General features: G+C 33.7%; 26 protein-coding genes, 1 pseudogene and 1 riboswitch. Of the genes and pseudogenes, 7 read left to right on the top strand and 20 right to left on the bottom strand.

The genetic code is table 11. The annotated features are described in order from the left end of the window. Positions 1-3: 3 nt before the first annotated feature. The 7 genes from ahpC to MKX78_RS03805 all read right to left on the bottom strand — a co-directional run bounded on the left by ahpC (position 4) and on the right by MKX78_RS03805 (position 4830). Positions 4-567, bottom strand: a complete 564-nt coding sequence (gene ahpC, locus MKX78_RS03835; protein WP_095370569.1) for an alkyl hydroperoxide reductase subunit C — start codon at positions 565-567, stop codon at positions 4-6. Between the two features lie 426 nt (positions 568-993). Beyond that, positions 994-1992, bottom strand: coding sequence for an NADP-dependent oxidoreductase (locus tag MKX78_RS03830; protein WP_307315043.1), 999 nt, complete (start codon positions 1990-1992; stop codon positions 994-996). A 22-nt stretch (positions 1993-2014) separates the two neighbouring features. After that, on the bottom strand, positions 2015-2353 hold the full coding sequence (locus tag MKX78_RS03825) for an ArsR/SmtB family transcription factor (RefSeq protein ID WP_307315045.1): 339 nt from the start codon (positions 2351-2353) through the stop codon (positions 2015-2017). A 251-nt stretch (positions 2354-2604) separates the two neighbouring features. Next, a complete protein-coding gene (locus tag MKX78_RS03820) occupies positions 2605-3084 on the bottom strand; it encodes a GNAT family N-acetyltransferase (RefSeq protein WP_370873322.1) in 480 nt (159 codons plus the stop codon). A 33-nt stretch (positions 3085-3117) separates the two neighbouring features. Beyond that, positions 3118-3597, bottom strand: a complete 480-nt coding sequence (locus MKX78_RS03815) for a hypothetical protein (RefSeq protein ID WP_307315050.1) — start codon at positions 3595-3597, stop codon at positions 3118-3120. 45 nt (positions 3598-3642) lie between these two features. After that, complete coding sequence (locus tag MKX78_RS03810; RefSeq protein ID WP_307315053.1) at positions 3643-4107, bottom strand: NUDIX domain-containing protein; 465 nt, start codon at positions 4105-4107, stop codon at positions 3643-3645. A gap of 168 nt (positions 4108-4275) precedes the next feature. Further along, a complete protein-coding gene (locus MKX78_RS03805; protein WP_307315056.1) occupies positions 4276-4830 on the bottom strand; it encodes a GNAT family N-acetyltransferase in 555 nt (184 codons plus the stop codon). A gap of 113 nt (positions 4831-4943) precedes the next feature. Between MKX78_RS03805 and MKX78_RS03800 the strand changes: the two genes are divergently transcribed. After that, positions 4944-5252: a hypothetical protein gene (locus MKX78_RS03800; RefSeq protein WP_307315058.1), complete on the top strand. Its 309-nt coding sequence runs from the start codon at positions 4944-4946 to the stop codon at positions 5250-5252. 424 nt (positions 5253-5676) lie between these two features. Here MKX78_RS03800 and MKX78_RS03795 read toward each other — a convergent pair whose 3' ends face one another. After that, on the bottom strand, positions 5677-6006 hold the full coding sequence (locus MKX78_RS03795; protein WP_307315060.1) for a hypothetical protein: 330 nt from the start codon (positions 6004-6006) through the stop codon (positions 5677-5679). Positions 6007-6137: 131 nt separating this feature from the next. On the opposite strand from MKX78_RS03795, the gene MKX78_RS03790 reads away from it, so the two are divergent. Next, complete coding sequence (locus MKX78_RS03790) at positions 6138-6620, top strand: hypothetical protein (protein WP_307315062.1); 483 nt, start codon at positions 6138-6140, stop codon at positions 6618-6620. Positions 6621-7342: 722 nt separating this feature from the next. Next, positions 7343-7738 (top strand): VOC family protein, encoded by a 396-nt coding sequence (locus MKX78_RS03785; protein WP_307315064.1) that lies wholly within the window; start codon positions 7343-7345, stop codon positions 7736-7738. A gap of 84 nt (positions 7739-7822) precedes the next feature. Here the strand turns inward: MKX78_RS03785 and MKX78_RS03780 are convergent, their stop codons facing one another. Continuing rightward, positions 7823-8194, bottom strand: coding sequence for a VOC family protein (locus MKX78_RS03780; RefSeq protein ID WP_307315066.1), 372 nt, complete (start codon positions 8192-8194; stop codon positions 7823-7825). Between the two features lie 230 nt (positions 8195-8424). Between MKX78_RS03780 and MKX78_RS03775 the strand changes: the two genes are divergently transcribed. Then, positions 8425-8802 (top strand): VOC family protein, encoded by a 378-nt coding sequence (locus MKX78_RS03775; protein WP_307315068.1) that lies wholly within the window; start codon positions 8425-8427, stop codon positions 8800-8802. Between the two features lie 196 nt (positions 8803-8998). On the opposite strand, the pseudogene MKX78_RS03770 reads toward MKX78_RS03775, so the two are convergent. The 7 genes and pseudogenes from MKX78_RS03770 to MKX78_RS03740 form a co-directional block, all read right to left on the bottom strand. Then, positions 8999-9211, bottom strand: a pseudogene (locus MKX78_RS03770) (cation:proton antiporter domain-containing protein); the annotation flags it as partial. 108 nt (positions 9212-9319) lie between these two features. Next, the gene (locus tag MKX78_RS03765; RefSeq protein WP_307315405.1) at positions 9320-9622 is read right to left on the bottom strand and encodes a hypothetical protein; all 303 of its coding nucleotides are present in this window, start codon (positions 9620-9622) and stop codon (positions 9320-9322) included. Continuing rightward, positions 9598-9789 carry a TetR/AcrR family transcriptional regulator gene (locus tag MKX78_RS03760; RefSeq protein WP_370873323.1) on the bottom strand — a complete coding sequence of 64 codons (192 nt, stop codon included), beginning with the start codon at positions 9787-9789 and terminating at the stop codon, positions 9598-9600. Before MKX78_RS03760 ends, MKX78_RS03765 begins: the two co-directional genes overlap by 25 nt. Positions 9790-9895: 106 nt before the next feature. Beyond that, entirely contained in the window at positions 9896-10321 is a 426-nt protein-coding gene (locus tag MKX78_RS03755) for an MnhB domain-containing protein (RefSeq protein WP_307315069.1), read from the bottom strand. A gap of 270 nt (positions 10322-10591) precedes the next feature. Next, a complete protein-coding gene (gene atpB / locus MKX78_RS03750; RefSeq protein WP_307315072.1) occupies positions 10592-11302 on the bottom strand; it encodes a F0F1 ATP synthase subunit A in 711 nt (236 codons plus the stop codon). A gap of 233 nt (positions 11303-11535) precedes the next feature. Beyond that, the gene (locus tag MKX78_RS03745) at positions 11536-11853 is read right to left on the bottom strand and encodes a DMT family transporter (protein ID WP_307315075.1); all 318 of its coding nucleotides are present in this window, start codon (positions 11851-11853) and stop codon (positions 11536-11538) included. After that, complete coding sequence (locus MKX78_RS03740; protein WP_307315077.1) at positions 11853-12188, bottom strand: DMT family transporter; 336 nt, start codon at positions 12186-12188, stop codon at positions 11853-11855. Before MKX78_RS03740 ends, MKX78_RS03745 begins: the two co-directional genes overlap by 1 nt. Before the next feature lie 97 nt (positions 12189-12285). Beyond that, positions 12286-12385: riboswitch (guanidine-I (ykkC/yxkD leader) on the bottom strand. A 280-nt stretch (positions 12386-12665) separates the two neighbouring features. On the opposite strand from MKX78_RS03740, the gene MKX78_RS03735 reads away from it, so the two are divergent. Genes MKX78_RS03735 through MKX78_RS03725 form a run of 3 tightly spaced genes read left to right on the top strand, consistent with a single transcriptional unit; the run spans position 12666 to position 14306 of the window. Continuing rightward, positions 12666-13124 (top strand): MarR family winged helix-turn-helix transcriptional regulator, encoded by a 459-nt coding sequence (locus MKX78_RS03735; RefSeq protein WP_307315393.1) that lies wholly within the window; start codon positions 12666-12668, stop codon positions 13122-13124. Between the two features lie 23 nt (positions 13125-13147). After that, complete coding sequence (locus tag MKX78_RS03730) at positions 13148-13666, top strand: GNAT family N-acetyltransferase (RefSeq protein ID WP_307315079.1); 519 nt, start codon at positions 13148-13150, stop codon at positions 13664-13666. Positions 13667-13688: 22 nt separating this feature from the next. Further along, the gene (locus MKX78_RS03725; protein WP_307315083.1) at positions 13689-14306 is read left to right on the top strand and encodes an FMN-binding negative transcriptional regulator; all 618 of its coding nucleotides are present in this window, start codon (positions 13689-13691) and stop codon (positions 14304-14306) included. Between the two features lie 239 nt (positions 14307-14545). Here MKX78_RS03725 and MKX78_RS24485 read toward each other — a convergent pair whose 3' ends face one another. The 4 genes from MKX78_RS24485 to MKX78_RS03710 form a co-directional block, all read right to left on the bottom strand. Then, the gene (locus MKX78_RS24485) at positions 14546-14653 is read right to left on the bottom strand and encodes an SEC-C metal-binding domain-containing protein (protein WP_370873330.1); all 108 of its coding nucleotides are present in this window, start codon (positions 14651-14653) and stop codon (positions 14546-14548) included. 199 nt (positions 14654-14852) lie between these two features. Continuing rightward, complete coding sequence (locus MKX78_RS03720) at positions 14853-15305, bottom strand: SgcJ/EcaC family oxidoreductase (RefSeq protein ID WP_307315085.1); 453 nt, start codon at positions 15303-15305, stop codon at positions 14853-14855. Between the two features lie 263 nt (positions 15306-15568). Next, on the bottom strand, positions 15569-16276 hold the full coding sequence (locus MKX78_RS03715) for a DNA alkylation repair protein (RefSeq protein WP_307315087.1): 708 nt from the start codon (positions 16274-16276) through the stop codon (positions 15569-15571). 136 nt (positions 16277-16412) lie between these two features. Beyond that, positions 16413-16790 carry an iron chaperone gene (locus MKX78_RS03710; RefSeq protein WP_307315090.1) on the bottom strand — a complete coding sequence of 126 codons (378 nt, stop codon included), beginning with the start codon at positions 16788-16790 and terminating at the stop codon, positions 16413-16415. Positions 16791-17552: the final 762 nt, after the last annotated feature.

The following is a 17552-nucleotide window of genomic DNA, read 5'->3' as shown; positions in this document are numbered from 1 at the left end:
TCCTTAAATTTTGCCGACTAAATCAAGGCTTGGCTTAAGTGTAGAAGATCCTTCTTTCCATTTTGCCGGGCAAACTTCGCCTGGATTAGAACGAACATATTGAGCTGCTTTAATTTTATCGATAAGAATGCTTGCGTCACGACCAATACCATCTGCATTGATTTCAACTGCTTGAATGATACCATCTGGATCGATAATGAATGTACCACGATCTGCTTGACCTAATTCTTCAATAAGAACATCGAAGTTACGAGAAATTGTATGTGATGGATCACCAATCATTGTATATGTGATTTTACCAATTGCTTCTGATGTATCATGCCATGCTTTATGAGTAAAGTGAGAGTCTCTTGAAACAGAGAATACTTCTACACCTAGTTCTTGTAGAGCTGGGTATTGATCTTGAAGATCTTCAAGTTCTGTTGGGCAAACAAATGTAAAGTCAGCTGGGTAGAAACAAACGACACTCCAATGACCTTTAAGATCTGCTTCAGATACTTCAATAAAATCTCCATTTCTATATGCATGTGCGTTAAATGGTAATACTTCTTTTCCTATTAATGACATGTTGTAGTCCTCCTAAAAGTTGTTTAAATTTAATCATAGATTAACAGAATGACCTCATTCATAATCTATAATTATTATTAATTAGCATTGATTATTATTATATTACTAATATTATATTTGTCAATTAAAGCGCATGAATTAATTTATATCAATCATTCCTAATCGGTTAAATATTATGAGGAATCAACGCTAAATATAGGCTATATAAGAAATGTATACGTTTTCAACTAAATATTACATTATTGTGAAATAAACTATAAAATAGAAAAAAAGAGTCTTCAATTGAGAATGGATAGCTTCAAATGAAAATTCTTCCCTCTCCATTCTAAGAGAGAACGGACAAATAAATACGATTTAAGAAAGGGAAAAACTAGTTCCATATGTGAGGGACTAGTTTTTTACAGTCACTAAAAGAATATTTAGCACCTATTTAATTTTTAATATGATTTTCCCTTTTGCCCTCCCTGATTCTGCATATTCCATCGCTTTTTGTGCATCGTCAAATGAAAATACTTTATCTATGATCGGCTTTATTTTACTAGCCTCAATCAAGTCTGCGATGGCTTTTAATTGTTTGCCACTCGGTTTCATAAATAAAAAAGTATAATGAACCTGATATTTTTTTTCAAGACTCGTAAGTTTATGGCTTGCCACGGAAAACAATAACGTCTTAAAAAAACCTGAGCCATAATCTTTACCGAAGCGAGCATTGGGTAGTCCCGAAACGGAAGCAATCTTTCCTCCAGGCCTTACCACTTCAAAAGATTTTTCTAATATTTCTCCGCCAAGCGTATCAAAGACTGCATCGTAATCATTCAGTATCTCTTCAAATTTTTCCGTCTTGTAATTGATAATGATATCGGCTCCAAGAGATTTTACTAAATCTTCACCAGCTTGACTCGCAGTCGTTGCCACGGTAGCACCCATTTCTTTTGCTAACTGAATAGCAAAGGTGCCGACTCCACCTGCTCCAGCTTGAATAAACACCTTTTGACCCTTTTGCAATTGTAAAATATCTATTAACGCTTGATAAGAAGTTAGCCCTACCAACGGAATTGATGCTGCTTCTTCAAAGGTCAAATTTCTTGGCTTTAATGCAATGTCATCTTCATGAATGGCAAGGTATTCCGCAAAAGTGCCAATTTTACTCTTGCGGGGGCGGCCATATATTTCATCACCTACTTTAAAACGCGTCACTTTTTTACCGACTTTTGTAACAACACCAGAAAAATCATTACCTAATATAAGTGGCATACTATATTTAACTAATAGTTTCACTTTCCCATCCCGGATCTTAAAATCAATAGGATTAAAACTAGCGGCATAAATGGTTACAAGTACCTCATGATTACTGATTTCTGGTATAGGCATCTCTGCCAATTGCATAGGCACTTTTCCATATTGATTAATAACCATTGCTCTCATATTTCATCCACCTTTTCCTTCATTATCTATAAAAATCATCCATAAATTTTTCAATATCTCCTACAAGCATTTTTAATAACCCTAATTCTGATCGTACATTTATATAATAAAAATTCTTTGTGCCTTCTTTACGCATTAATATGATTCCAACTTCACGCAAAATCTTTAGATGATGAGAAACGGCAGGTCTTGAAAGATGTGTTTGGTTAGTAATCTCACCCACGCGCATTCCCGTTTCACAATCCGTCCCCATAAGCACTAATAATATTGATTGACGCGTTTCATCACCAATGGCTGATAGCACCTTTTGACTTTGAATAAAATCCTCTTTAATCTTATTCAGTTGGACCTGTTTATTCATTCAGCTAAATTCCTCCAATTGTTTGTTGAATCGATTAAGTTGATAAACCAAATAACTTAAGAGAACAATATACTATTGGTTTTTCTAGTGCAATATTGAGAAAGAAAATCGAGACGAACACATTAACGTTTTAATCTTATATACCCCATCATTCACCCAGGTTTCTTTACATAAAGAAAAGCGTTTCTGCATAAACAGAAACGCTAGTATTCCTTCAAAATAAGAAGGTGGTTTGAGATAAAAATGGTCTATTACTTAATCTCTAATTTCAATATAAACTGTTCGCCAATTTTTCCTATTTTCCGCTCACCAGTATCAACAAAACCAACTTTTAAGTACAATTGCTGTGCGGGAATGTTTTTATGATTGACCGCCAAAACCACTTCATTGCAATCGGGGAAATGAGTAGTGATAAATGCTTTTAACGCCAGCATCGCTTGCTTAGCATACCCTTTGCCCTGATGTTTGTAATCTATAGAAAGGGCTGTCAATAACATTGCATGATAATTAGTAGTATATTCACTTACCCTTTTTGTACTGTGTAGCAGGAAAAAGCCTACTGGTACGTCTTTTGAAAGGATAACTACTCGATATTGCCCATCAGAAACAGCTATTTTTTCCTTTGGTAATGCTGTGAACTTCGCTTGATTTTCCGGTAATTCGAATCTATTTAATATTTCTAAGTGTTCCTCACGATATAACCCTAATTGAACTTCTCCAGATGTAATCAATTTCATTTTCTCCTTTTATCTACATTAAATCTGCTAGTTGCTTTTTAAATAGACCACACCACCATGCCTTACCACTTCAAATGGGCGCTGTTCATCCGCTTTAAGGAGAAAGCCGCCAGGGACTTGAGTTGTTTTTTCACTCATAGAAATGCCGTATCCGTTATTTTCTGGGTATCCATATACATAACAAACCACTTGATTATTCTTTATAAATACTATTTGGTTCATTCCTTCGTTTACTGTTTCACTAATAGTATCCCATTTATATCCTACCATTTCATATATCCACTCTTTCTGAGTATAAGGCTCAAAGAAATAAACCTTATCCCACTCAAATGGTGTGATATCCAATAAATTTACTTCTTCTACAGATGACTCAATGGACAATACCTCTTCTTTCAATAACTCAGCATTCACATCCCAGACATCTTTCTTTAGAAAGTTAAATAACATCACACAAACGACACTAACCAAAATGACACTAACTATGACAGTCGTTTTTTTGTACTTCATGTAACAAATCTTGCGAATATCTTTCTTTTCAAGATTCTCCTCCTATCAACTTAGCGTTTGTTCTTCTATTAATCCGATATTTCTTTTCTGTTGATGATAGGTAAGAATATGTTCTCCTAAATGGGGGAAAAGTAAGATGTTATTTAATTCGGATAATTCAATCCATTTTACATCAGTTTGATTAGGATCAGGATACTTTGGTTGTTTAGGAATAGATTCATCGGTAAGGGTACATTCAAAAATTAACTGCAACGAATGAATATCACCGTATTTATTCGCATTCAAGTGCGGAGCATACTCATATATAAATGCTAAAGGACCTACTTTCACGTCAATTGATGCTTCTTCTTTCGCTTCTCGCTTTACAGCTTCAATGACTGATTCATTCGGTTCTACGCCCCCTGCAGGCAAATTATAATGAATGCCTCTCTCATCTTCATATTCAATCAAAAGAATTGAATCATTTTCGATGATTAGCGCACATGCCCTCACTCTCACTGGATAAGTCATCACTATCCCACCTTCTATTTATATAAGCCTATTACACAGTAAATATGGTAATTTTTCTCTTTAGAAATAATCAAAAAAAACATTTGGCTCCTCCTTCGCCAAATGTACTGATAGCCACTGATGCTATCCCCGCTATCAATAAGATAACAATTGAGTATGAATCTCACTTTAACGATATGTAAAACGTTTATTGATTTCTAATGTCAAAGGAGTAATATCTCTCCATCCATACACAATCTCCCCATATTTCTCACCAGCCATACTCATTTCAATAGAATCAATCTTTTCACCACCAAGGGCTTCATAAAATCGATAAGAGTGATTATCCTCCACAACTAGGACAAGCATCCCTTGATATCCCTTTTGTTTCAGTTCAGTAGTAACGGCTGCAAACAGAGCCGATCCCACTCCTTTTCTTTGATACTCTTCTAATAAATAAATTGCATACAGTTCGCCATCAAAACCGTTGTACTTCCCACTTCTCTCTTCCCCACCTGAAGAAAACCCAATGATTTCACCAACCTCATTTTCAGCCACATACACGCCACCAAGAGGTATATTGTTTAACCACAATTTTTCCCTCTTTTCATACGTAAGTCCATTTAGATATTCTTGTGGGAAAATGGCTGCATAGGTGCTGCGCCAACTATCGACGTGTACTCTTGCGATGCCCATTGCATCCTCAAGGACCGCTTTTCTAATGATAAATAAAGAATGGTTCAAGGTTTTCTCCTCCTCTATGTATGTTCATTAAGTAATTCGTTTTATATTTTAAATATCCCTTTAATAAAATTGGAATATTATGCTAATATTCAATTATAAGAGGAGGAGTATGTATGAAAAGAAGAAGTTCTTTAACTATTTTCATCTTCAGCTTTATAGTATTACTTAGCGCCTGTAGCGATACACCTAGCTTTTATGTTTATAAAGGAAGCACCTTAAAGATTGCCGTAATTGGGGAAACACCTGAAATAAAAGAAGACACCATCAAATTCTTTGAAATGTCCTTTAATGAATTAGAAACAACCAAACGTTCTCTTGATGCCGTGATCGTTACTGAAGAAAACCTTACAGAAGCGTCTAAAAAACAATATGCCAAAGTTTACTTACATTCAACAAAGACTGTCAATGGTCGCCTTGCGTAAACTATGCGGTCGGCATTCTCCCCTCAAAAGTAGAAGATGCTGTGAATAGTGTAGGATGGATTATATAAACGATGAATTAAAAGTGGAACATGTAAAAGACATATATTCTCGTATATTTACGACCATTAGTGAATTAGAGAGCGCTGGACTATAAAAAAGGCTAGGGACGAGGAACAGAAGTGCTATGAGCTTGCACCAATATTTTTATCGAAAGGAAGTCGAATGCTATGATACTCATCTTTTTACTAATCCATATAATCGTTGGCTGGTTCCTTATATTTACGTATAAAAAATTACCTTCTGCCGTTTTCACCTTTATAAGTGTTTTTGTCTTTATGAGCTTTATATATTGGACGGCAGTCGTAATCCGTTACTAATTGCAAAAAAGTTCGCTTCTTTTAAGTTCCGCTTACTCTAAATGGAACTATTGTTTCATTTTTACTTGGATTTTATTGATTATTTTCTTATAGAGTAAGAGGTTAACGTTCCTTATGATAACAAACAAAAAAAACAAGCCTAAAGTAATGACTATAGAAAAGTAATAAATACCATCGAATAGGATGGACACTGCTAGACGCCCCTTGGTCATTTGAGCAAGTATGAAGGAAGAAATAACGACAATGATCCAAGAAGACAGAATTTGCCTCACAAAATCAGTATTTCTTCTGGCAATGACCTTTGGTAACTGATTAAATAGAAAATATACTGCATACATGTAGCTAAGAAGAATTCCTGATCCTAACATGAGTTCCATTTCTCCGCTCTCCATTCACACATATTGTCATCATCGGTTTCCTTTATTTCCAACATACTGTATCTAGAATGTATGTATTTTCCATCCTTTAATACACATACTAAGTTTTAGTAATTTTCGGAGGAGATACCATGCTTTCTACTGCACTTAGTAACCTAGACCTTGGAGCAAAAGGATTATGGTTTCCAATCATCGTTGTTGTCGCGCTATTATTTATCCTTAACCTCATGCCCAAAAAGAGAATAAATCGAACAGAATTATATATCATTTTTTGTATTGTTGGGTTTGCAACATGGATCATGGATGCATTTATTTTACGCGTTTTCGACTTAGTTGATTTAGGTTCCCCTAAAAAGCTAGGACTCGGAGATATTCTCTCTTTTACCTTCATCCCTTCATCATTAGCTTGTATCTTCTTAAATTTTTCAAATAAGAAAAACAAATGGAGTTTAGTCATATTCTTCACCCTCATTTCATTTGGTATCGAAATTGGAATAGAATACTTTGGTTACATGATAGAAAAAGGATGGTTTAATTTTTTCTCTATTTTGTTTTATTTTATTGTTTATGGATTTGTACTGCCTTATCAATTGAGAATTATAAGGCGGAGATGAATAATACACCTCGGAGAACTGATTTTTAATTTAGATGTTTACACTCTTGCGCTATCTAATATGGCGATTCTTATTTACTGCTTTTTCATTTTATTAAAGGATATGAACCTAACAACTTAAAAACCACCCTCTACTCGATACCATACAATAGCATCGTTTGTTTTTCAGAAAGAAGAAACACCTATATCAGAAGGATATACAAGAAATACACGGAGAAACAATTGTAAAAAGGCTGCAAAAGGATTATTCATACCGATTTATCGCCTTAACATTGGTATAGTAACCTGGATGTAAGAGCATCGTTCACTGCTTCTTGTATCCTTGGATTTAGCAAACGAATGTTTATAATTTGAAGCATGGTCAATAAACCACTCTTTCATATTAATTCTTCAACAAATGTAACTTCTTCCGAATCCAGATTTGAGATAACAATTTCATAAGCCCATGGCATCCTCAAGAACCGCTTTTCTTATAACAAAAGACGAATGATTCATTGTTTTCCCTCCTTTATATTCTATCACCTAAGCATTGAAGTTTTTTGCTGCACAATAATCCTCTGCAGTGTAGCAAGAGACTCTCTTTAATAAAAGGTACCTTCCTAGTGCTTGGCATTAATGTATAAAAGATAAATTAAATTCCATATTGAGAAGGAGCGCCCTACAAATTAGTAGAAATTACATACATGAGGGATTCATTTTTTTAAGAAAAATTAGGAGGTAAACATGAGTAGATTAGTACATTTCGAAATTCATGTAGATGACATGGACCGCGCTAGAAAGTTTTATGGCGAGGTATTTGGCTGGACATTTGAAGATTGGAGCGAATTTGCTGGTATGCCTTATTTTGGGGCAGTGACTGGTGGTGAGGATGAGCCTGGAATTAACGGTGCTTTAATGCAACGTCAAAGTCCTCCTCCTGAATCAAATCAACCATTAAATGGTTATGCATGTACAATAGGAGTAGAAAATTACCATGAGATTGAAGGAAAAATACTTAATAATGGTGGTGTAGTAGCATTGCCCAAATATGCTCTCCCTGGCATGGCTTGGCAGGGGTACTATAAGGATACAGAAGGAAATATTTTCGGTATTCATCAACCAGATGCAAATGCGAAATAGACTAATCTCACCAGAAAGAAAAGGTATTTTTTCATCGCACCTTTTCTTTCTATTTTTCGGTGTGATTTTTTTCAGATGAGTTCCTTATCGATGTTGATCAATTAAGATTGGATTGCCGTCTGGATCTTCCAGAGTAATAAATGCCGGTCCTTCTGTTGATTCATCGGCTTCTTGTATTAATTTTACTCCTTTTTCTTTCAATTCTTTTTGGAGTTCTCGAACATCTGTAAAATCTTCTAGATTTTCAGCGTTATCATCCCACCCTGGATTAAATGTAAGGGCATTTTTTTCAAACATTCCTTGAAAGAGACCTATGACCGTTTGTTCATTCTTCAATATAAGCCAATTCTGATTAATGTCCCCTCCTAGCGTTTTGAATCCTAAATCCTCGTAAAATGCTTTTGATCGATGAATATCTTTTACATTTAAACTAATAGAAAATGCTCCTAGTTTCATCGTGTCTCCCCCTTTTAATAGATTACATAATATTTCTATTTTCCATCAGTAATACCTTCTAGCTAAAGACAATCATGGAGACAATATGTGATATTTAAATCCTAATACAACATCCTTTTTCCTATCAAATGAATTGGAACAGCATAAAAGGAAATGGAAAAAATTGGTATTGCTAAAATTAAATGATAAAATTACTAGGATTAAAGTAATAAATAAAAAAGGAGTTTTCTATGATTAACAAAATTGGTAAGGTAACTGTTTATGTAAAAGACCAAGAACTAGCGAAAGACTTCTGGATAAACAAAGTTGGTTTTGTCTTAAAATTTGAACAAGCTATGGGACCAAACATGTCTTGGATAGAAGTCGGTCCAAGTGAAGACGAATTTACAACACTTGTTCTTTACTCCAAGTCAGCTATGGAACAACAAAACCCTTCAGCTGTTTCTCACCCTTCTATCCTTTTCAGCACAACTGATATAGAATCAGCTTACGAAAAAATGAACCAAAATGGAGTAGAAGTAGATGAAATGCAAAGACTTCCTTTTGGTACAATGTTCTCTTTTAAAGACCAAGACGGGAACAACTACTTACTACGTGAAGACAAGTAGCATTAATCAACTTAAATAAGATAGATTGCAAAAGCATGGACAGTTTGAACGGAAAATCCATGCTTTTATAAACTATTTTAAGCGACAGCTAATCCTACTTTTTTAAAAAATGGAATCTTATTACTAAACGAACTAAAGAATAGAAAAAGGAGAATTTGAGTGCACTCAAATTCTCTTTTTAATTATTTGACGCTAGTTATGTCCCATCCTCATTTAAATTACTTGCTTTTAGCTTTTTTCGTGAATCAAGTTGGAAGAAGATTTTTAGTAATGGAGGAGCAATTAATGTAGTTAAAATAATTGAAATAATAATTGTTGTGTAATATTCTTGCACAAGTAGTCCGCTGCTTAATCCAGTTGCAGCAATAATTAATAGAACTTCACCTCTCGATACCATTCCAGAGCCAAAGCCTGTTTCAGGTGAAGTCTCTTTGTGGCGACTAAATTAGTCAAAATTTATATTGTTGAAAATTCCAAAGGTCATTGTTTTTTATTCTCTATTTGTGCTTATACCTTGTCAAAAAACATGCAAAGATTCAGATATTTTTTTCTCATCGAGACGTTCTGACTCACCATATAATTGTTGTGCAAGTAGTCCATATAATAATGTAAGAAATGCTAATGTGGCTGTAGTTGAATTAATATTTGACTTTAGTACTTCAGATTGTTGATAAAAGAGAGATTTGAAAATATATTCAACTTCAGTAACATATTTATCAGATTCTTTTTTTATAATTTTTTTAAGATGTACCGGAGGGAAAAATGGGTTAGTTGAATTTTTAGAAATGAATTTCTTTACAAATAATACTTCAGATTCCACAGCATCTTTAAAGGTACAAATAAAAAGATCCTTTTTACTTTAAAATGAGTATATATGGACGGTTTTTTTATACCAGCCTCATTTGCAATTAAAGATAAAGACACACCTTCGTAACCATGAAGAGCAAAATGGGTTAGAGCTACTTTTTTTAGTTTTTTATAGGTCATAACACACCTACTTTCACCACTTTTTTAAAATCAAATCAAAAGAACAAGTAATTAAAAAGCGCTTACTTCAATTACTTATACGCAACTTTATCCAACTTATTCCATATCATATATCCTCGCTTATCGACTGGATAATTACCATGGCAGTACCCACCACTGTTAACACTACTCCAATTTCAAATATGGTCACTGTAGATAGCTCTGTTTTACCGAAAATAGGAAGTTCAAAGTAATTAAAAGTTTGGAATAAGAACGGCCTATCCAATAAAATTGTGATAATACCCATTAAGATAGTAATTAATACACCTACTGCCATTATCACCTTAAAATCAAAGGGGAAATATGCTCTTACTCTATCTAAATCGTGTGTTAAAAATAAAAGTGTTATAGCAGAAGCAATTGTAAGCCCTGCTATAAAGCCACCTCCAGTATTATGATGTCCTGAAAAAAAGAGGCTAATGGCAAAGGTAAATAGAATAACAACTGCTATTTTTGTTACACCCTTTAAAATAATATCATTAGGATTTTTCAAAATTTTATCCTCCTTAATTATTGTTTAGTCTGAAAACTAGTTCTCTAAGAAACTAAGATTACTATTTTTCCCTTTGCAATAACTATTAAAAAAAGTCCCTTTACTATAGATTCCCAGATATGTAAACTTGCATCCTGCCCATCATAATTGGGATATATTAAATTTATTGGCTAAAAAAACAGACTTCCCCTAATTTAAGGGAAGTCTACTATAATGTAGTAGTCCTCTTAAATAAAAAACAATAAGGTTTTGTTTATAAACAGGTATATTTTAATGGTCTCGACTTACTTTATGAGACATATAAACCATTGTTAACATACAGAAAATAAATGCTTGGATACTACCGAGGAATACTGAGAACCCAAGCCATACTAATGTTGGTAGAACCGCGACAAGGGTGCCCACAACTCCAGTTGCAAGTGAACCAACCAATAGCGAGAGTAGAATCTCTTTCGCATAAAGGTTACCGTAAAGACGAAGACCTAACGTCAATGTGTTGGCAAATTCCTCAATAATTTTTAAAGGGAACAAAAACCACATTGGTTTGGAAAAGTCCTTAAAATATCCTTTTAACCCTTTCACCCTTATTCCATAGTAATGCGATAGACCAACCACCATTGCTGCCAAAGTCAATGTAATTACCGGATCAGCTGTTGGTGATTTCCACCATAAGGTATCTCCATATACTATTGCGAATGGGAGACCTAGCATGTTTGAAACGAACACATACATGAGAAGGGTAATCCCTAATACATGGAATCTCCCTCCATCCTTCCATGCCATGTTACTTTTAATTATGTTTTTAACAAAATCCATAATCCATTCAAAAAAATTCTGCATTCCTGTAGGTTTCATCGCCAGACGGCGTGTGGAAATTACAGCAATTAAGAATACGATAGCACTAGACACAGTAATCATTAAAATATTTGACAAGTTAAAGGTTAACCCCAAAATTTCAACTAATGGTGCTTTGTGGTGCATAATATTCACCCCCTTCCCAATTTTCGTTTAAGGGACTTAGTTAGGTGTTGTATTTACTTTTATATGTCTGGAAATTTCCAACAAATTATTATTTATCTCTTCCTCTTGCCCTATTGTTCTAACTTTGGACTTCTTAAATGCAATATATAGTGCAAAAAACCTTGTCTAAATCTATTTTTTGAAAGCGATAATTGTAGATTTGATAGAAAATATGAAATATTTTGATAAAATTTTCAAATAGTTACAACCCTCAAACCCACAACAGCTATAATAATTAAGGCTAAAAAGACTATTCTTTTAATATCTTTTGAATCATTATAAAAAGCCATTCCAACAACTGCACTACCAACTGTACCCATTCCAGTCCAAACTGCATATGCAACTCCTAAAGGGATACTTTCCATCGCAATTCCTAATAAAAAAAGACTAATGCTAAATCCAAATACAATAAAAATAATTCCACTTACTGTATTACCTTTAGTATATTTTTGTATACCATTAACACCTATTACTTCAAGGATACCTGCGAGTATAAGAATAACCCAACTCATTACTTAACAGCCCCCTTTACTTCTTTCTTTTCTCCAGTGACCATTTTTAATCCAATTACACCTATTAATAAAAGTGCAACAAACAGGATTGCACCTAAATTTAACGATGTCCCGAAAAATATTACATCTACAAATACTGTACCAACAGTACCTAGTCCAACAAATACAGCATAGACAGTACTAGTAGGTAATTTGATTGATGATACAATTAATAAGCTAAAGCTAACAACAATACCTATAATAGTTAGTGACCATGTCAAAGGATCATTTGCATATTTTAATCCGGTTGCCCACCCAATTTCAAAGATTGCAGCAATTACTACTAATAACCACATGAATAAAAACACCTCTTTCAAATATTTTTTATATTGTTCCTAGAAGGAAGCATAAGAATACAAAAAAAGCCCGGGAAATACCACAAATATTTGTGATATCTCCCGGGCTTTTATCCCTCCGTGAACAAAGCTTTTAAGCTTTGCGCTTTCTCTCGGACCAGTCCTTTTAATAAAGCGGAACCCTAGAAAGCCTATATTTATTAGAATAAAGCAAAAATCACTAGGAATCAATTGTTTTTTCTCACCAATTCCTGTTGTTTTCAAAAAACCAGTATTGTTTTAATTATACAATCTTCCGAAAGTAACTACAAATTTGAAACAGCTAATAAGAAGGGGAATCACTATTCCATTACAGTTGGCCGGTGGATTTGTCCATTGTGATGTTTTTCTGAAGGATTATAGCTCCAAAAATAAAAATGTTGTAATTGCAACATTTATGGGGTAGAATTTAAATAATATTTGTACAATAAAAAAGGAATGATTGCATTGGAAATCCTCAGGGAAATCGGAATGATTGCAAGAGCATTAGATTCAATTAGTAATATAGAATTTAAAGAATATGAACTTACAAAAGGACAATATCTCTATCTAGTGCGAATCTGTGAAAATCCAGGAATCATACAAGAGAAGTTAGCAGAAATGATAAAAGTAGATCGAACAACAGCAGCTCGTGCTATAAAAAAGCTTGAAATAAACGGATTTATTGAAAAAAAGGATGATGCCCATAACAAAAAAATAAAAAAACTTTATCCGACAAAAAAAGGAAAACAAGTGTTTCCAGTTATTAAAAAGGAAAATAACTATTCCAATCAAATAGCTTTAGAGGGACTTTCGAAGAAAGAAGTAGAGACTATTTTTAACATTCTTCAGAGAGTTAGAAAAAATGTAGAAAAAGATTGGGAGTTTGTGAAGAAAGGGAACAAACGGAACTATTAAATTTTTTAGGGAGACAAAATGTAATGAAAATAAATATCAGAAAATGTAATTTGGTTGATTTGCAAAAACTACAAGAAATCGGATATGAAACTTTTAATGATACGTTTAAAGATCAAAATTCACCTATAAATATGAAAATCTACTTGGAAAGTGCATTTAATTTCAAGCAATTAGAAAAAGAATTGCTTAACCCTTCATCTCAGTACTATTTTATATATTTGAATGATGAAAAAGCTGGTTATTTAAAAGTGAATGAGAATGATGCACAAACCGAAGCTATGGGAAAGGAAGCACTTGAGATTGAAAGAATCTATATCAGGAAAAAATTTCAAAAGCTTGGGCTGGGAACAATACTATTAAATAAAGCAATAGATATTGCTGAAACATCCAATAAAAGGAAAATTTGGTTAGGGGTATGGGAAAAGAACGAAAATGCCATTAATTTTTATCACAAATTAGGTTTTGTCCAGAATGGATCTCACTCGTTTTATATGGGAGATGAAGAGCAAATCGATCTTATAATGACAAAAACAATCAAATAAACTTCTTGAAAGGTGGATAAGTATGTATATCCCTAAATATTTTAAAATTGAAGATGAAGAAGTAATTTATGATTTTATCGAAAAAAATGGGTTTGCAACGTTTTTTTCTCAACATAATGGAGAACCATTTGCTACACACCTTCCACTTATGTTAAATGAATCTAGAGATACTTTATATGGTCATTTTGCACGTGCGAATGAACAATGGAAAGATATTGATGACCAGCAAATACTTGCGGTTTTTCAAGGTCCTCACTGTTATATTTCTCCTACTTGGTACGAAACAACGAAAGCAGTACCCACTTGGAATTATGTATCAATTCATATATCTGGAAAGGTGGAAATTGTCGAAGATTATAAGGAAATATACTCTTCTTTAAATGATTTAGTAAACAAATACGAATCCCCGGATAGCATTTATAATTTAAATAATGTTGAATCTAGTTTTATAAAGGGAATGAGTAAGGGAATTGTAGCGTTCAAACTAAAAATTACGAGAATTGAGGCAAAAGCAAAATTAAGTCAAAACCATCCTATTGAACGCCAAAAATTAATTATAAAACATCTAGAAAATACTTCTCAACATGACAATATACAAGTTGCCACACTTATGAAAAAAAACCTAACAGAGTATAAATAGATGTATTATTCAACTATAGGGGGCTATATAATAAGTTCAGCCAGAAATTACTGGTTGAACTTATTTGTTTTAGATTTATGAATTTAAAAAATATTATATTTAACAAAATTTAATGAGAGAAAAATAGGGAAATAGAGATTCTAATCTATGCTTTTTTAAACCTTTACAAGTACATTCAAATATACCGTTTATAATCCTAATAACAGAAACATTACATCGATGCTGTTCTTCTGCAACAACTATATATATTTTCCCCCACTACCACATGGACAAGAATCATTTCTACCGATTTTCTGTTCTTGAATAAGGTGATGAAATATTCTCTTCTGATTTAATTGATTATCCACTACTTCTAACAATTGACCTTTTTAACCTATAATTAACCACTACCATCGCTTCTGGTTAAATGCGCATTTTATTATGCGGTTTACCACCATATTTTTATCCTAATCACCTAATGTATTGTAGTTGTTATTTCTCACTTAAATGAAAATAGGCGCCTCCATTGTTGCAGAAAGCGCCCTTTTGCTGAACAAGGCTACGACTTCAGTTATGAAGTAATTGCCTTAACTCTTCTGTCATTTCCTCCACTAACTCTGGTCTGCCATGAAACTGAGCCGGGGTATTTTGAAACAGTTCAATTTGCCATTCATGATCTTTCTTCACGGCAACTAGCGTTTGATGAGCATTTACTGATGGATTAATCTCTGATGTTTCAGGTGAAATCATACCTGCAATAGCGTGTAAAATTGCTACATCAGTACCTAAGAGTCGTGTATCTTTAACTTTAGTAACAAAAGGAGCAGTAGGATGACCTTCAAATATGGGTGTAAGGTGCGATAAAATCTCTTCTTGTCCTATTACCTTACTTCCATCAAAACCAATTTGGACTCCCTGTTCTTCAAAGAGTACAGCCATTCCCTGGGCATCACGATTGTTCCAAGCATCTATTAGTTTTTGATAAAGATTTTGAATTTCAATATGGAATGAAACATTCATGACCTTTTCCTCCTTCATTTTTAATACCCTTTCTCATTGTTATCATAAAATTGATCACATTCATTTCCAAATGGTTTCTTTTCGGACTTTCATAAAATCTGCTTATATTCAATTAAATATTTTCCATTTATAAAAAGGAGCGAATTTCTTGCTGCAAGAAAGTACCCAGTTGTGGAGGAATGTCAAACTTTTCAATGATAATTTCCCACTTATTTTTTGACCTCAAACACACATGGGTAATGAGCAGGACCATCTTTATTATATTAACAAATACATGTCTTACGCTTGATTCCAATTCGATCTTTCTCTTCTACTTTTTTTATATAGTCTTTTGCGAGCGGTACCTTACAAGCAGTATTTCCTACATCCACATGTACTTTCCCAATAAAATCAGCTACCTGTTTCGCTTCTTCCGTTAATTCAGGTACATAGGAGCCGACGGAAATAACAAAGGAATTCATAACATAACGAACTCGATTGCGTTCCTCATGTACAGAATCTTTCACTCTGTACAACAATGTCCTAATTTCACCTATGTCTAGCTCCTCATCAGGAGTAATTGATAAATAATTCGCATATGTGCTCCACCCAACAACTGCGATCATCTCTTGCTCTGAGCTCATCCATTCATTAGCCAATTCAAGGGCATACTCACTTTCAGCTGCTACCTGCGCAACGGTATATTCAGCGACCATATACCAATAAGCTTTCTTAGCCCAGTCTTGTAAGTCCTCTTTTGCCATTAATTTTGGATGCACGGATAGACCTGCCAAATACATCGCATCATGATTTCCAGAATGATATAGTTGTAATGCTAACTTCTGATCCTTCTTTACATACTTAACAAGCTTTTTTAAATCTCCAATCTTCACACCAAAATAAGGTTCCTTTACTCCGTGGTTCAAGAAGATTCTCTTTGTTTGGTCACTGCCTAATTTCTCAAGCTTTTGCATAATTTCTTCATAAGTCATCGCTTTCCTCCACATATGATTACATTAAATTCACTTCAGAGGAATTCTGAAGCGTTTTTTTGGCATTTATGTTTAACACGGTCAGACATCTACATATATGATCACAAGGGGATTGTGACCTTCTTATCTCTCAAGCTTAACAATCCGTATTTTCACCGGCGCGCCACATATCAACGGTTTTATGAATAAATTGTTCCAATCCCGTTTCTTCCATCTTTATCGTTTTTTTGATACGAATGCAGCCTTTTCCATAATTATAACCAGTTAATAGGGTCTCTGCATTTTCTACCTTATCTATTGTACCCACATAGAGACTGACATAATGTTTTTGCGCATTTAATGCAAACACATAGGTATCATCTTTACCATAATTCAACATCTTATAGCGAATCACCTCATCAAATTCAGGTGCATAAGCAAAAATCATTTGTCTAACCGCAAGCAATTTCTCTTTTCTCCAATCGTCTTCAAGCAATTCTAGATATTCTTCCGAATTCTTTGCATCATATTGCATATTGATGTCTCACTCCTCTATTTTTTAATTTATAGTTATAGAATTCAATTTACTTAACTCTTCAATCTATCAAATTGATCGTTGGTACAAAGTATTTGTATGTATGATAATTAAAACAGGTGATGGCACTTGCTTCATTAATCAATCCTTAATCTATATCATAAATAATTCCACGTCTAAACTTAAATGCCTCTTCTAAATCGAATCATTTGAATTGAATAGACAACGGCTTAACTATTTTAAATGCAATTTTAAGAGTCTTAGGTTTTCCGCACTCACCTTTTAAGTTAGAACAACCTAAATCTAAATTTAAGTATAGGTCTATGATATCATATGCTTTGCCTTCATATAGCTAAGCGATGATAACCAACCAATTGTTGGTTAAGGCGTAACTGCTGAATAAGCCGCCGAGGGATCACAGATATTCTATAACCATCGACTTTCACTACATGCTTTTACATAGTCACCAAGTCAGGTGATACTGCTACGCAATATACTTCTACTCCGTATTAAAGGATACTTATGAATTGTTTTCGAAATAAAAATTAAAAAGCCGGTCAAGATAATTAACCCCAACCGGCAAACATATTCTTATATTTCTTGACACTCTACTCTATTCCTTCTAACAAGGTCACTATTACTTTTTTCTTCACTTTATAAACCGTCATCTTCTCGACTAGTTTAAAGAATAAATTAAACTTTGTAATTGGTGTAGCATCTCTTATAATCTCGATGAACTGCTTGGCTTTATATTTCTCGAGT

The organism is Cytobacillus sp. FSL R5-0569, from assembly GCF_038007265.1.
Classification (GTDB): domain Bacteria; phylum Bacillota; class Bacilli; order Bacillales; family Cytobacillaceae; genus Cytobacillus; species Cytobacillus kochii.
Note: the sequence above shows the minus strand (reverse complement) of the source record. Positions and strands in the feature narration are given on the sequence as shown.